The organism is Ruegeria sp. CDSA141 (genome assembly GCF_059612005.1).
Map to the genome: position 1 here is coordinate 673,109 of NZ_JBXWPT010000001.1, position 12,789 is coordinate 685,897.

12 protein-coding genes and 3 tRNA genes are annotated in these 12,789 nt (G+C 56.8%); 8 read left to right on the top strand and 7 right to left on the bottom strand.

Annotation, left to right across the window (positions count from 1 at the left end):
* The first annotated feature begins 1 nt into the window (after position 1).
* Positions 2–1,606, top strand: a complete 1,605-nt coding sequence (gene pgi / locus AC2FLP_RS03385; RefSeq protein WP_496680730.1) for a glucose-6-phosphate isomerase — start codon at positions 2–4, stop codon at positions 1,604–1,606.
* A gap of 185 nt (positions 1,607–1,791) precedes the next feature.
* Positions 1,792–3,411 carry a long-chain-fatty-acid--CoA ligase gene (locus tag AC2FLP_RS03390; RefSeq protein WP_299893676.1) on the top strand — a complete coding sequence of 540 codons (1,620 nt, stop codon included), beginning with the start codon at positions 1,792–1,794 and terminating at the stop codon, positions 3,409–3,411.
* 21 nt (positions 3,412–3,432) lie between these two features.
* On the opposite strand, the gene AC2FLP_RS03395 is transcribed toward AC2FLP_RS03390, so the two are convergent.
* From AC2FLP_RS03395 to AC2FLP_RS03405, 3 genes are all read right to left on the bottom strand, one after another.
* Positions 3,433–3,507, bottom strand: a tRNA-Asn gene (locus AC2FLP_RS03395).
* Positions 3,508–3,633: 126 nt separating this feature from the next.
* Positions 3,634–3,708: transfer RNA gene (locus AC2FLP_RS03400), tRNA-Asn, on the bottom strand.
* 76 nt (positions 3,709–3,784) lie between these two features.
* Entirely contained in the window at positions 3,785–4,699 is a 915-nt protein-coding gene (locus AC2FLP_RS03405; RefSeq protein ID WP_299893675.1) for an MBL fold metallo-hydrolase, read from the bottom strand.
* 44 nt (positions 4,700–4,743) lie between these two features.
* Between AC2FLP_RS03405 and AC2FLP_RS03410 the strand changes: the two genes are divergently transcribed.
* Both AC2FLP_RS03410 and AC2FLP_RS03415 read left to right on the top strand, forming a co-directional pair.
* Positions 4,744–6,063 carry an ATP-binding protein gene (locus tag AC2FLP_RS03410; RefSeq protein ID WP_299893673.1) on the top strand — a complete coding sequence of 440 codons (1,320 nt, stop codon included), beginning with the start codon at positions 4,744–4,746 and terminating at the stop codon, positions 6,061–6,063.
* Between the two features lie 97 nt (positions 6,064–6,160).
* Positions 6,161–6,718 carry a hypothetical protein gene (locus AC2FLP_RS03415; protein WP_117868833.1) on the top strand — a complete coding sequence of 186 codons (558 nt, stop codon included), beginning with the start codon at positions 6,161–6,163 and terminating at the stop codon, positions 6,716–6,718.
* 53 nt (positions 6,719–6,771) lie between these two features.
* Here AC2FLP_RS03415 and AC2FLP_RS03420 read toward each other — a convergent pair.
* A tRNA-Ile gene (locus AC2FLP_RS03420) sits at positions 6,772–6,848 on the bottom strand.
* Positions 6,849–6,955: 107 nt separating this feature from the next.
* On the opposite strand from AC2FLP_RS03420, the gene purM reads away from it, so the two are divergent.
* The 3 genes from purM to rnd all read left to right on the top strand — a co-directional run bounded on the left by purM (position 6,956) and on the right by rnd (position 9,867).
* Complete coding sequence (gene purM / locus AC2FLP_RS03425) at positions 6,956–8,002, top strand: phosphoribosylformylglycinamidine cyclo-ligase (protein WP_299893669.1); 1,047 nt, start codon at positions 6,956–6,958, stop codon at positions 8,000–8,002.
* The gene (gene purN / locus AC2FLP_RS03430) at positions 7,999–8,595 is read left to right on the top strand and encodes a phosphoribosylglycinamide formyltransferase (RefSeq protein WP_496680725.1); all 597 of its coding nucleotides are present in this window, start codon (positions 7,999–8,001) and stop codon (positions 8,593–8,595) included. Before purM ends, purN begins: the two co-directional genes overlap by 4 nt.
* 114 nt (positions 8,596–8,709) lie before the next feature.
* Entirely contained in the window at positions 8,710–9,867 is a 1,158-nt protein-coding gene (gene rnd, locus AC2FLP_RS03435) for a ribonuclease D (RefSeq protein WP_496680722.1), read from the top strand.
* A 6-nt stretch (positions 9,868–9,873) separates the two neighbouring features.
* Here the strand turns inward: rnd and AC2FLP_RS03440 are convergent, their stop codons facing one another.
* On the bottom strand, positions 9,874–10,404 hold the full coding sequence (locus AC2FLP_RS03440; protein WP_496680720.1) for a hypothetical protein: 531 nt from the start codon (positions 10,402–10,404) through the stop codon (positions 9,874–9,876).
* Positions 10,405–10,543: 139 nt separating this feature from the next.
* Between AC2FLP_RS03440 and AC2FLP_RS03445 the strand changes: the two genes are divergently transcribed.
* Positions 10,544–10,954, top strand: a complete 411-nt coding sequence (locus tag AC2FLP_RS03445; RefSeq protein WP_117868838.1) for a SufE family protein — start codon at positions 10,544–10,546, stop codon at positions 10,952–10,954.
* 1 nt (position 10,955) lies between these two features.
* Here the strand turns inward: AC2FLP_RS03445 and AC2FLP_RS03450 are convergent, their stop codons facing one another.
* Positions 10,956–11,615 carry a DUF1638 domain-containing protein gene (locus AC2FLP_RS03450; RefSeq protein WP_299893660.1) on the bottom strand — a complete coding sequence of 220 codons (660 nt, stop codon included), beginning with the start codon at positions 11,613–11,615 and terminating at the stop codon, positions 10,956–10,958.
* Positions 11,616–11,692: 77 nt separating this feature from the next.
* Positions 11,693–12,730 (bottom strand): Hint domain-containing protein, encoded by a 1,038-nt coding sequence (locus AC2FLP_RS03455; protein WP_496680716.1) that lies wholly within the window; start codon positions 12,728–12,730, stop codon positions 11,693–11,695.
* Positions 12,731–12,789 lie beyond the last annotated feature (59 nt).

A 12,789-nucleotide genomic window follows, 5' to 3' on the forward strand; every position in this document is an offset into this window, starting at 1 on the left:
AATGCAGCTGAGTGCTTTGAAGACACTTGCGACGGCCGAACGCCGTATCGTCGATCTGTTCGCAGAGGATGCAAACCGAGCCGGGTCGTTTTCAGTCTCATCCAAGGATATGCTGTTCGATTATTCGAAAACACAGATCGATGAAGACGTGCGCGTGGCGCTGCTGCAATTGTGCGAAGAAGCCGGGCTTGCGACACAGCGCGACGCCATGTTTGCCGGGAAGAAGATCAACGAAACCGAAGGGCGCGCAGTGCTGCACACTGCCTTGCGCAACCTTGATGGCGGGCCGATCGAGGTGGACGGTCAGGATGTTATGCCCGGGGTTCTGGGCACACTGCATCGGATGCGTGTCTTTGCCGAGGAGGTGCGCGGCGGCGCCATTGCAGGGGCAGGGGGCAGTTTTACCGATGTGGTGAATATCGGCATCGGAGGATCTGACCTTGGCCCGGTGATGGCCACGCACGCACTGGCCCCTTATCACGATGGTCCGCGTGTGCATTACGTCTCGAATGTGGATGGGGCCCATATTGCAGACACGTTGCGCCAGCTGGACCCGACACGGACGCTGGTGATTGTCGCGTCGAAAACATTCACCACGATCGAAACGATGACCAATGCGCACACGGCCCGCGCCTGGATGTCTGAGGGTGGGGGGGATCCGTCCCGCCAGTTTGCTGCCGTATCCAGCGCGCTGGACAAGACGCAGGCTTTCGGCATCCCCGAGGCACATGTATTTGGTTTCGCCGATTGGGTGGGCGGGCGCTATTCGGTCTGGGGGCCGGTTGGATTGCCAGTCATGATTGCCGTCGGTTCAAATGCATTTGACGCGTTTCTGCGCGGCGGGCAGGCGATGGATCTGCATTTCCGCTCGGCGGATTGGGGTGATAACATGCCTGTGATACTGGCGCTGGTCGGTATCTGGCACCGTCAGGTTCTGGGTTATTCCAGCCGGGCCGTGCTGCCCTATGATCAGCGGCTGCTGCGCCTGCCTGCATATTTCCAGCAGTTGGAAATGGAATCGAATGGCAAATCTGTCGCGATGGACGGATCAACCCTGACCGTCCCTTCGGGGCCCGTTGTCTGGGGTGAGCCAGGAACCAACGGTCAACATGCATTTTATCAGCTGATCCATCAGGGCGCGGATGTCATACCCTGTGAATTCATGGTCGCTGCCGAAGCGCACGAACCTGAGCTGATTCACCATCACCGCCTGCTTTTGGCCAACTGTCTGGCGCAGTCAGAGGCTTTGATGCGTGGTCGTTCTTTGGATGAAGCCCGTGAACGCATGGCGGAAAAAGGCCTTGATGGCGACGAACTTGATCGGCAGGCGCGACACCGGGTATTTCCCGGTAATCGTCCTTCCACAACACTGATGTATCCGAAGCTTACACCGTTCGTTCTGGGGCAGATTATCGCGCTGTATGAGCATCGTGTGTTCGTTGAAGGCGTTCTGCTGGGCATCAATTCCTTTGATCAGTGGGGGGTGGAGTTGGGCAAAGAGCTTGCCAACTCTCTTGGGCCTGTCGTGGATGGTGTTGCGAGCGCTGAAGATAAAGACGGATCAACCGCTGCATTGGTCGCCTATGCGCTGAAACACCGGGATTAACGGTAGAAAATGCTGCCTGTCACCTTGGTGGGCAGCATTCTTTTATTGTCAGACAATTAAATGATTGGCAGGGTTCCTCCGTAGGAAACGACTGGATTGACGCATCGGGTCACGCCCCAAGCTGTCAATGTCAGGTGGAAAAGGCAGAGGCCATCTAAGGTCTCGCCAAGGACGGGAGGATGTCCATGCTGGGACAGATGATGACGCAGCCCCTGCTGATTTCGTCGCTGATCGAACACGCAAAGCGCTATCACGGTCAGACCGAGATTGTCTCGGTCGAAACGGATGGAACGGTCACTGAAACCAACTGGTCCGAGATTGCAGTGAATGCGCGACGAATGGCGTCGGCATTGACGACTCTGGGGCTGGAGCCGCAGGACAGGATCGGGACACTGGCCTGGAACAATCGGCGGCATCTTGAGATCTATTTTGCCACTTCCGGCGCGGGCTATGTCTGTCACACGGTCAATCCCCGCCTGTTCCCCGAGCAGCTGACCTTTATCATCAATCATGCCAAGGACAGGGTTCTGTTCTTTGATGCGACGTTCCTTCCGCTGGTCGCTGCGCTGCATGACGCTTTGTCCGAGGTTCAGCATTTTGTCCTCATGGGGCCTCGCAATGAAGAGGCTGCGGCTCAGGTTCCTGATCTGAAGTTCTATGACGAGTTGATCCAGACAGGAGATGCGAATTTCCAGTGGGCCGACCTGGATGAAAAAACCGCCTGCGGTCTGTGCTATACGTCGGGAACGACGGGCAATCCAAAGGGCGTGTTGTATTCTCACAGGTCAACACTGCTGCACAGTTTTGCATCGAACACACGGGATGTGATCGGGTATTCTGCGATGGATGTTGTTATGCCTGTTGTGCCGATGTTCCATGTCAACGCGTGGGGGTCGCCTTACGCCTGTGCCATGTCGGGATCGCGGCTTGTGTTGCCTGGACCGGATTTACATGGTGAAGCGCTGGTCAATCTGATCGATACCTATGGCGTGACACTGGCCATGGGCGTGCCTACCATCTGGCAGGGTCTGCTGGCCCATGCCGCGGCATGCGGAACCGAACTCAAAAGTCTTGATCGCACTGTTATTGGCGGCGCAGCCTGTCCGCCGTCGATGATTGAAACATTCCGCGAAACCTATGGCGTTGACACGGTTCACGCCTGGGGCATGAGCGAGATGAGCCCGCTGGGCACGACGAATTACCCACTGGCCAAACACCTGAAGCTGCCGCCGGAAGAACAGCACAAGATTCGCCTGAGCCAGGGAAGACCGCCCTTTGGGGTTGAGTTGAAAATCGTGGACGAAGATGGGAATGATCTTCCGCATGACGGTGAAACTCAGGGCGATTTGCTGGTGCGGGGCCACTGGGTTCTGGACAGCTACTTCCAGTTGCAGGATCAGAATCTGTTGCAGGATGGCTGGTTCGCGACCGGGGATGTGGCCACTTTGGACCCGGATGGTTACATGACCATTCGCGACAGATCCAAGGACATCATCAAATCCGGTGGGGAATGGATCAGTTCGGTCGAGCTTGAGAACATCGCCGTGGCCCACCCCCAGCTTGCGACGGCCGCCGTGGTCGGTGTTCCGCATCCGAAATGGGATGAACGCCCCTTGCTGGTTGCCGTGAAAGCCGATGGAGTAGAACCTAGCGAACAGGATTTGCTGTCCTTTTTCGATGGCAAAATCGCCAAATGGCAGATTCCTGACAAGGTTGTCTTTGTTGATGCGCTGCCACTGAGTGCAACAGGAAAGGTCTTGAAACGCAAGCTGCGAGCAGAGTTCGGGAATGCCCTGACAGGGTAGGTCTGCTGCGTTTTGGGGAATTGGCTCCGGCGGTAGGGATCGAACCTACGACCAATTGATTAACAGTCAACTGCTCTACCGCTGAGCTACGCCGGAACGGTTCGCGCCGTATAGCAATCCGGTTTCCCGGCGTCCAGAGGGGGCGTGTGTTTTTTCGACGAAAAAACCGGCAGAAACCGATGCGATTTTTGGCGTCATTGAAGGTCTTAACGAGGGGGGATTTGGCTCCGGCGGTAGGGATCGAACCTACGACCAATTGATTAACAGTCAACTGCTCTACCGCTGAGCTACGCCGGAACTGAGGCGCGTATAGCAACCCCGATTCCAGACGTCCAGTGGTTAAGTAAGAGAACGATCAAAAATTTTTGCTGTTTTAGAGAAACCGTCGAAAAACAGATGCAACCGACAGTGGGCCAATGGGCGCCACTTTGGTTTTCCCAGTCAGATCAATGAGATGAGCGAAAACATTTCGCTCGGCCGCTGGCAACAATGCCGCTGGCGTATCCGTATAGATGCGCTCAGCCAGATGCCGAGCTGTCCCGTCTGCATCTTCCAACGCGCTCAGGATCTGGGCCTCGCGGGTTTGGCGATGCGCAATCAGCCAGTCCAAACGTTCGGCAGGGCTGGTGATCGGTGCACCATGGCCCGCGTGGAAAACCGACCAGTCGCGCGCGCGCAGCCGATGGCAAGCAGCCATGAAGTCGGTCAGATCACCATCCGGAGGGGACACCAACGAGCTGGCCCAACCCATGACATGATCCGCTGTGAAACAGATGTTCTGCCAGGCCAAGGCAATGTGATTGCCCAGATGGCCCGGAGTGTGAATGACTTCGAGCTGCCATCCGTCACCATTGATGAACTCACCGTCCGCCACTTCGACATCCGGGCGAAACGTGCTGTCGATGCCTTCGCCGCCGCCAGTCAGCCCCTGCGCGGCAAGATCGGTCATGACGGCGCTGCGTCCTGCCTCGGGCCCACCATAGGAATAAATCTCTGCCCCCGTGCGCGCCGCCAGCGGAGCCGCCAGAGGTGAATGGTCCACATGCGTATGTGTGACAATGATATGGCTGATCCTTTGACCCGGCGCCAAGGAATCCAGAATCGCGCCCAGATGTGCTTCGCTTGCTGGGCCTGGATCGATGACCGCGATGTCGCGATCACCCAGCAGGTATGTGTTGGTGCCACGATAAGTCATCGGAGAGGGATTCGGGGCCAGAATACGTCGCAAACCCGGGTGCAGTTCCTCGGGTTTTCCAACGGGTGGATTGAAATCATCTGGTGATGGCATTCTGTGCTCTTCCTCTTGTCCGGGCAGCCCGCTAGGTTTAGCGCATGTCTTCGCACTGGCTCAAACCTTATATGCCTCGCAGTCTTTACGCCCGGGCGGCGCTGATCCTGGTTTTGCCTGTGATCGTGCTGTTGCTGGTCGTGGGTATCGCTTTCCTTCAAAAGCATCTTGAGGATGTCACCGGCCAGATGACGCGCGCGGCATCCCGTGAGGTGATGTTGATCACGACAATGATCGAGGGCGCGGAAACACAACAACAGGCGCTGGCGTCGATTCGTCCCGATTTGCAGGCCCTTGAGATGAAGGCCAGATTTCTTGGCGTTAACGAAGAACCTGCGATCGGCGCGCGGCGATGGTATGACTTCATCGCACCACAGGTCGAATCTGAACTACATATTTGGCTGCCCGATCTCGTCGCCGTTGCTTTGCCCAGCAGCAAGGAGGCTCGGGTTTATCTGGATACGCATCTGGGCCTGCTGCAATTGACATTTGATCGGCGCAGGTTGTCGCCTGCGGCTCCGCATCAATTGATTGTCACCATGGTGTTCTTTGCGGTCATAATGACGACGATCTCGTTTCTTTACATGCGAAACCAATTGCGTCCCATTACGCGCCTCGCCGATGCGGCGCAGGCATTCGGGCGTGGGCGAATCGTTCCGTATTCACCCGGCGGAGCAATCGAGGTACGCGCGGCGGGTAACGCGTTTCTGGATATGCGATCCCGGATCGAACGCCAGATGGAGCAGCGGACGTTGATGCTGTCTGGTGTCAGTCACGATCTGCGTACTCCGCTGACTCGTCTGAAGCTTGGACTGTCGATGTTGCCCGAAGATGAGGCCGCACCATTGCAAAAGGATGTGACTGAAATGCAGTCCTTGCTGGATGCGTTTCTGGAATTTTCGCGTGGGGCCGCCGAAGGATCGACGGAAGAGGTCCGACCGGATGAATTTCTCCGCCAGATCGTGGATGACGCGAAACGGACCGGTCATCAGGCAGACCTGATTGCGGTCGAAGGGCAGGGTACAGTCATGCTGCGCCCCATGGCTGTGCGCCGGGCGGTCGAAAACCTGATAGGAAACGCCGTTCGCTATGGCAGCCGAGCCGAGGTCAGCCTGTTTCTGAACGCGAAATCGATGCGAATCCGCGTTGAGGATGACGGCCCCGGTATACCGGCGGACCAGCGTGCTGAAGCGGTCAAGCCATTCACGCGTCTCGACCCGGCACGCAATCAGAATCAGGGCAGTGGCGTTGGCCTAGGTCTTGCGATTGTGGCCGATGTCGCACGCGCGCACGGCGGTATTTTGCGTCTGGGCAAAAGTGAGCGTCTTGGCGGGCTGTGCGCGGATATAATCATAGGCCGATAAATCCCCATTATGTCTGTGTATTGAATTCAATTTTGCTAATTTGTCTGTCCATGGCATCCTGTTCCCATATTTTTTTCATTTTTGGGGGACGCATGAGATGGTTATCGCAGGATTCGTAAAACTGGCCGAAAAGGGGTTCGTTGGTTGCGCAACAATTGCGGCCTTGCTGCCACTTTGGCAGTGGTATGAAGAAACCGATGAAAGACGGGTCGAACGTCTGATCGGCTTTATCGGTTCAGGCGATACCTGTCTGAAATGGTTGCGGTCCGACCTTGTTGAGTCGCTGGCGTCCGAGTTGTGGTACGCGTCGCAGCAGGAAGTAGTTGATGGCGACGAGGATCTTGCGCCGCTGCCGGTTCAGGTGCGTGCCAATATGGCGATTTTTTGTGCTGAAATGCTGGACTATTTGCAGAATGATTTTGGCAAGTTCGATGAACCTGTTGCCTTCGACTATTACATGATGATCATGGATGCTTCGTTCTGGGTCGATCCTGCGGATTTTGAAACGTATTTGGCTGCGGTGCATCAAGATCCGGACCTGTCCGGCAGTCACGAGAATTACAGCTTTGGTGGGCGCGATGGCTATTCCTTTGAGTGGCAAGTGACACAAGAAAAGTTCGACGCGTATTTCGGAATCGAAGAATCGAGTGAATGAGGCAACGCGTTCGCGTGCAGGCGATAAAAGCAGATCCTGATGTTTCGGCGAAATGGTAGGCCCGGAGGGACTCGAACCCCCAACCAAAGCGTTATGAGCGCTCTGCTCTAACCAATTGAGCTACAGGCCCGCCTAAGCGCCTTGGGTATCACGGTGAACAGCCGCGTCAAGCCTGACCGTTGCAACAAACGCCACAATCGAATAACCCGCCCGCAAAGCTTTCTTGAGGGACCGAACATGACAGCGGGTAAAAACGGAATCACCTATGCCGATGCAGGTGTGGATATCGACGCGGGGAATGCCCTGGTCGATCGGATCAAGCCCGCCGCCAAGCGGACCAACCGACCCGGTGTGATGAGCGGCCTGGGCGGATTCGGCGCACTGTTCGATCTGAGGGCTGCCGGATACCAAGACCCTATCCTGGTAGGTGCGACGGATGGTGTGGGCACCAAGTTGCGGATCGCGATCGATACTGGTGTCGTGGACGGAGTCGGGGTCGATCTGGTGGCCATGTGCGTCAATGACCTGATCTGCCAGGGGGCCGAGCCGCTGTTCTTCCTCGACTATTTCGCAACCGGTAAGCTGGATACCGATACGGCGGCACGGATCATCGAAGGGATTGCCGACGGATGCGCACAGTCCGGCTGTGCCTTGATCGGTGGTGAAACCGCCGAGATGCCGGGCATGTATCCAGATGGAGATTTTGATCTGGCCGGTTTTGCGGTTGGTGCGATGGAACGCGGCGCAGATCTGCCTGCGGGCGTTCAATCCGGGGACGTGTTGTTGGGCCTGGCCTCGAACGGGGTGCATTCCAACGGCTATTCGCTTGTGCGTAAGCTGGTCGAGCTGTCCGGTCTGGGCTGGGATTCGCCGTCGCCCTTTGGTGAGGGGATTCTGGGTGAGGCGCTGCTGACGCCCACACGCCTTTACGTAAAACCGGTTTTGGCTGCGGTTCGTGCGGGTGGTGTACACGCGCTGGCGCATATCACCGGCGGTGGATTGACCGAAAATCTTCCGCGTGTGCTGCCCGAAGGGTTAGGGGCCGAGATCGATCTGGACAGCTGGCGGTTGCCGCCCGTCTTTAACTGGATGGCAGAGACCGGTGGAATCGTAGAGGCGGAAATGCTCAAGACCTTCAATTGCGGCATCGGCCTGATTGTCGTGTGCGCTGCGGACAAGGCTGATGACCTGTCGTCCCTGTTGACGGATGCTGGTGAAACCGTCGCTCGGATCGGTACCGTCACCGAAGCGCCCGGTGTTGCCTATTCAGGCAAACTGCTGTGAGTCACAAGCGCGTCGCGATCCTGATTTCCGGGGGCGGGTCGAACATGTTGTCGCTGGTCGACAGCATGACCGGAGATCATCCGGCGCGGCCTTGTTTGGTGCTCTCCAATGATGCGCAGGCTGGCGGGCTGAAAAAAGCTGCGGACCGTGGCATTCCGACCGCAGTGGTTGATCATCGCCCGTTCAGGGGGGATCGCGCCGCGTTTGAATCCGAGCTTCTGAAGCCCCTGCAAGAGGCGAAGCCTGACATTGTCTGTCTGGCTGGCTTCATGCGGGTTTTGACAGCAGATTTCGTGTCCCGATTTCAAGGTCGGATGCTGAATATTCACCCTTCATTATTGCCCAAATACAAAGGGTTACACACTCATGTGCGCGCGATTGAGGCCGGGGATTCAGAGCACGGCTGCTCGGTGCATGAGGTGACGGCGGCGCTGGATGACGGTCCGATTCTGGGCCAGGCGCGGGTTCCAATTGAAACGGAAGATACACCAGAGTCGCTGGCTGCGCGGGTGTTGGTGTGGGAGCATAAACTGTACCCCGAAGTGTTGCGGCGCTTTGCAGAAGGCAACAGGTCGCCAGTCCTGTTGCCCTGAACACGTTCTGGGTGATTTACACCCGTATAAAAATCGGCCTATGGTCGTCGACAACGCTCGGGACGACGACAATAACGGGCAGTCACAAAAACAAGAGCGATACTAGTACGGCGCATGAAAACCCTGACGACGACGCAAGAGCTGGCCGATTTCTGCAAGGCCGCTGCAGACAATCCCTATATCACAGTTGATACCGAATTCCTGCGCGAGCGGACCTATTACTCCAAATTGTGCCTGGTGCAATTGGCGGTCCCGTCCGAGGATGAAGACAGCGCGGTTCTGGTTGATCCGCTTGCCGATGGCCTGTCGCTTGAACCGCTTTATGACCTGTTCCGGAACGAAGACGTGGTTAAGGTGTTCCATGCTGCCCGTCAGGATCTTGAGATATTCTGGGTCGAAGCCGGCGTCTTTCCCAAGCCGCTGTTTGACACACAGGTCGCAGCGATGGTGTGTGGATTTGGCGAACAGGTTGGCTATGAAACTCTGGTCCGGAAAATCTGCAAGCAGGGCGTTGATAAGACTTCTCGGTTCACCGACTGGTCCCGCCGTCCTCTGACTGATGCTCAAAAAAACTATGCTCTGGCAGACGTGACGCATTTGCGCGGGATCTATGAATACCTGGCCGCAGAACTTGAAAAGACAGAGCGCAGCCATTGGGTTGCCGAAGAACTGCGGACGCTGACACAGCCCGCCACATATGACATCCGTCCCGAAGAGGCCTGGAAACGGGTAAAGACGCGTACGAACTCGGCCAAGTTTCTGGTTATCGTGCGCGAACTGGCGCAGTTTCGCGAAGCCTACGCACAGGAAAACAACGTGCCTCGGAACCGTGTGTTCAAGGACGATGCGTTGGTTGAGTTGGCTTCGACCAAACCCAAAACGCATTCGGATTTGGGCGGATCCCGCCTTTTGCTGCGCGAAGCCCGCAAAGGAGCGATTGCCGAAGGTATTCTGGCCGCAGTCCAGCGTGGCGTGAATTGCCCGGCCGACAAATTACCGAAGGTCGACAATTCGCGCGACAAGCTCAAGGTCAACCCGGCACTGTCAGACCTGTTGCGGGTTCTTCTTAAATCCAAAACCGAAAGCTCTGGTGTGGCGGCGAAATTGATCGCCACAAGCTCGGAACTGGATCAGATCGCGGCCGGTGAGCGCGATCTTCCGGCGATGTCCGGTTGGCGGTTCGAGGTCTTCGGCGAGGACGCGCTCAAGCTGTGTGAAGGAAAAATTGCCTTGGCGGCCAAAGGGCAGTCGGTCAAGGTGGTTACGCTTTAACGGCGCTTACCGGCGCCGTGATTCGAGGGCGTTCTGTTGCCCGACCACACGGACCAGACGAATACCTTCCAGTTCCTGTTTCGAGACATTGATGGCGTCTGATACCATCCGTGTACGCTCTGACCCTTGCGGTGTCTCATAGCTGGGGTAGGTCACGCGGAATACGAACTCCAGTGTTCCTTTTTTCTGGTTTTCGTCCAATTCAACAGGAACCAGACGCGCATCGTACGCCCCCTGTCGGACAGCCGTGCCGGACGCATATATGATCGCGCCGGTGGGTGTTGGGTCGATGCGCAACTCGTCAATCTGACCAATTGGAATGCTGGTGTCTTCGGCATCGGGGCGTGAAAACAGACCGGTACCTTCGCTTTGCTGAGGAACGAGTGCGTCGGCGGCATTCGGATCGCGTGGGGTATCGGCATCGACAGATCTGCTAGATCCAAACCAGTTCGACGGGTTTACCCTAGAGTCACGCCAACTGCTGCAGGCAGTCAGGGTCAGCGTGGCGATAATGAGAACGGACAGAGATTTTTGCATGGACCCACAGACTTTCACACGAGTTCAGGCAATGGGTTAGCGCAATTTCTTCGCGTTGAAAAGCCACCGCGGGGGCTGGACAGTAGCTGGTCGTCGGCTTACGTCACAATTATGAATGTAACCGAAGGACCACCGCATCATGGCCACGCCCGCCTTTGAAGAGATTGTCGAGGATTTCGAATTTCTCGAGGATTGGGAAGACCGGTATCGCCATGTCATCGAGCAGGGCAAGGCGATGGAGCCTCTGGACGACGCGTTCAAGGTTCCGGCGACAAAGGTGCATGGATGTGCCAGTCAGGTCTGGCTGCATCCGATGATTGAGTCCGGTGTCTTCAAGTTTGATGGCGACAGTGATGCACTGATCGTGCGTGGGCTGATCGCGGTTCTTCGGTCTTTGTACAACGGGTTGCCGGTAGCCGAAGTTCCCAAAGTCGATGCAGGGGCTGAACTGGCACGCCTTGGGCTGAACGACCACCTGTCCGCTCAGCGCTCAAACGGTCTGCGGTCGATGATCGAACGCATCCGACAGGTCGCACAGGAAAATGCCTGATTCATCTTGGGCGGTTTGCCCAGTCTGATAACGTGTTTTCCAGATCGCCGTAACCGGTGAACCGGCGTTCGAACTCCAGTCCCATTCGGTCTGCACATTCGCGGGCGCGTTGCGTCAGGTCCGGGCTGTCGATCTGGGCCTGATAGATCAGTTTGGTGTAATTCCCGAAATACATGTCACGCAGTTCCGGGTGGCGATCCAATCCAAGGGGCTTCCAGACAAAAGCGTCGAATTGCCGGGCCAGAAAATCTGTAAGATAGAAGGCCGTTGTTTCGTCTTCTCCACGGTCCTGAAAGGCCTGATTCCCTTCGAAGAAGGAATAGCAATGCGGTCCCTTCACCATTTCGACCCCCAGTTTCTCGCAGGCCGTTTGCAACAGACCTCCGGTCCCGCAATCGGCGTACACGACATAGATCTTGTCAAAATTGCCCTGATGCTTGGCCACTGCGTCTTCCACGGCCTGCGTGATCCGTTCCGGGTGAACGTGCAGGATCGCCGGCAGGCAGGTCAGAGCCATGTGATCCCAGCCATTTCGCGTTTTGATATCCAGTATTTCCCGCGCAAGAGCGCCGCAAGCGATCAATAGGATGCTGCCCTTGCCCACATCGTCATAGCCCTTTGTGGTCAGGCTTGCATCATCTGGCAGAGATTCGTTTGACATCAGTTGGCATCCTTCGGGGCTGTTTCCATAGGAGGATGATTGCGGCCATTGGGCAAGCCCCGATCCGACATCTCATGTCAGGCCGCCGACGCATGCGCCTCGAACGCCGCCAACAGGGGCCGGGCCAGCGGTCCGTACGCAGCGATGCCATTCAGCGACAGGTCCGGAAACAGCGACTGGATCTCTTGCCGTGCGGCAATGTCGAGACTGTTCCAGATTTGCGCGCCGGGGTGAAGGCTCTCGCTCAGGCACCCTTGTGCCCAGAGTAGCTCATGCTGGTCGAACAGCAAATGGATGTAAGTCACCATCCTTCCGGGTCGCAGAACGATGTCAGACCCATTCACGAGATGTTTGGCAGGTGCCAGTGCTTCGCAATGACCGGTATGTAGCTCAAGACGCCAATCCCTGATCAGCATGCGGTGCTGCTGCGACACCAGAAGATCGCGCGTGTTTCCAACCGCACCAGCTTTGAAAAGAACAGGCGCATGCGGACCCGTTGCCTTGACGGATCGCCGCCCCATCCAGCGCAGGGTTTGCAGCCCATGATCATGGGTTTCGATACTGTCGCCAAGGGACAGGGTTTCAATCGGCCGCTCGCCCAGATCAGTGCGGATCAGCGTACCGGGTGTAAAGCAGGGAACCAGGTCCCAATCCTCGCGACGGGCTGTCAGGCCTGAATACCGGTTTCCGGCAAGACTGTTGAATGTGATCGAGCGGACAGGGCCAGCCTCCAAAGCTGATTGGTCTGAATTGTCCGAGAATTCCGGCATCAGATAGGTGTTGCCATCCACATCCTGCGCCACGACTGCGGTAATCTTGGTTGTTGATCCATCAAAATAGGTGATCGTGGCGTTGTAAATCGAAGTGCCATCGAATGTCTGCGGCGGCCCGCCATCGATCGAAAACCGATCATTGGTTGACATGTTGTTCATGTTGTAGATCGAACCCGGATTGCCGATCGCGTTCCAGGTGGCGCTGTCGTGAGCCAGCGGTTCGCCCGATCCGCCAAAGGTTCGCCCCACGAGCGCCGAGGCGTTCTCGGCTATGGTGTTGCCTTCGGAACTGTCGATATCGGCAAGATTGCCGAGCGAAATGACTGTGAACGTAGTTGGCACGAGACCCCCTTGGATTAGGATGCCTCGTTTTTTTTGGACCCGATTTCGTTTAAAATCGG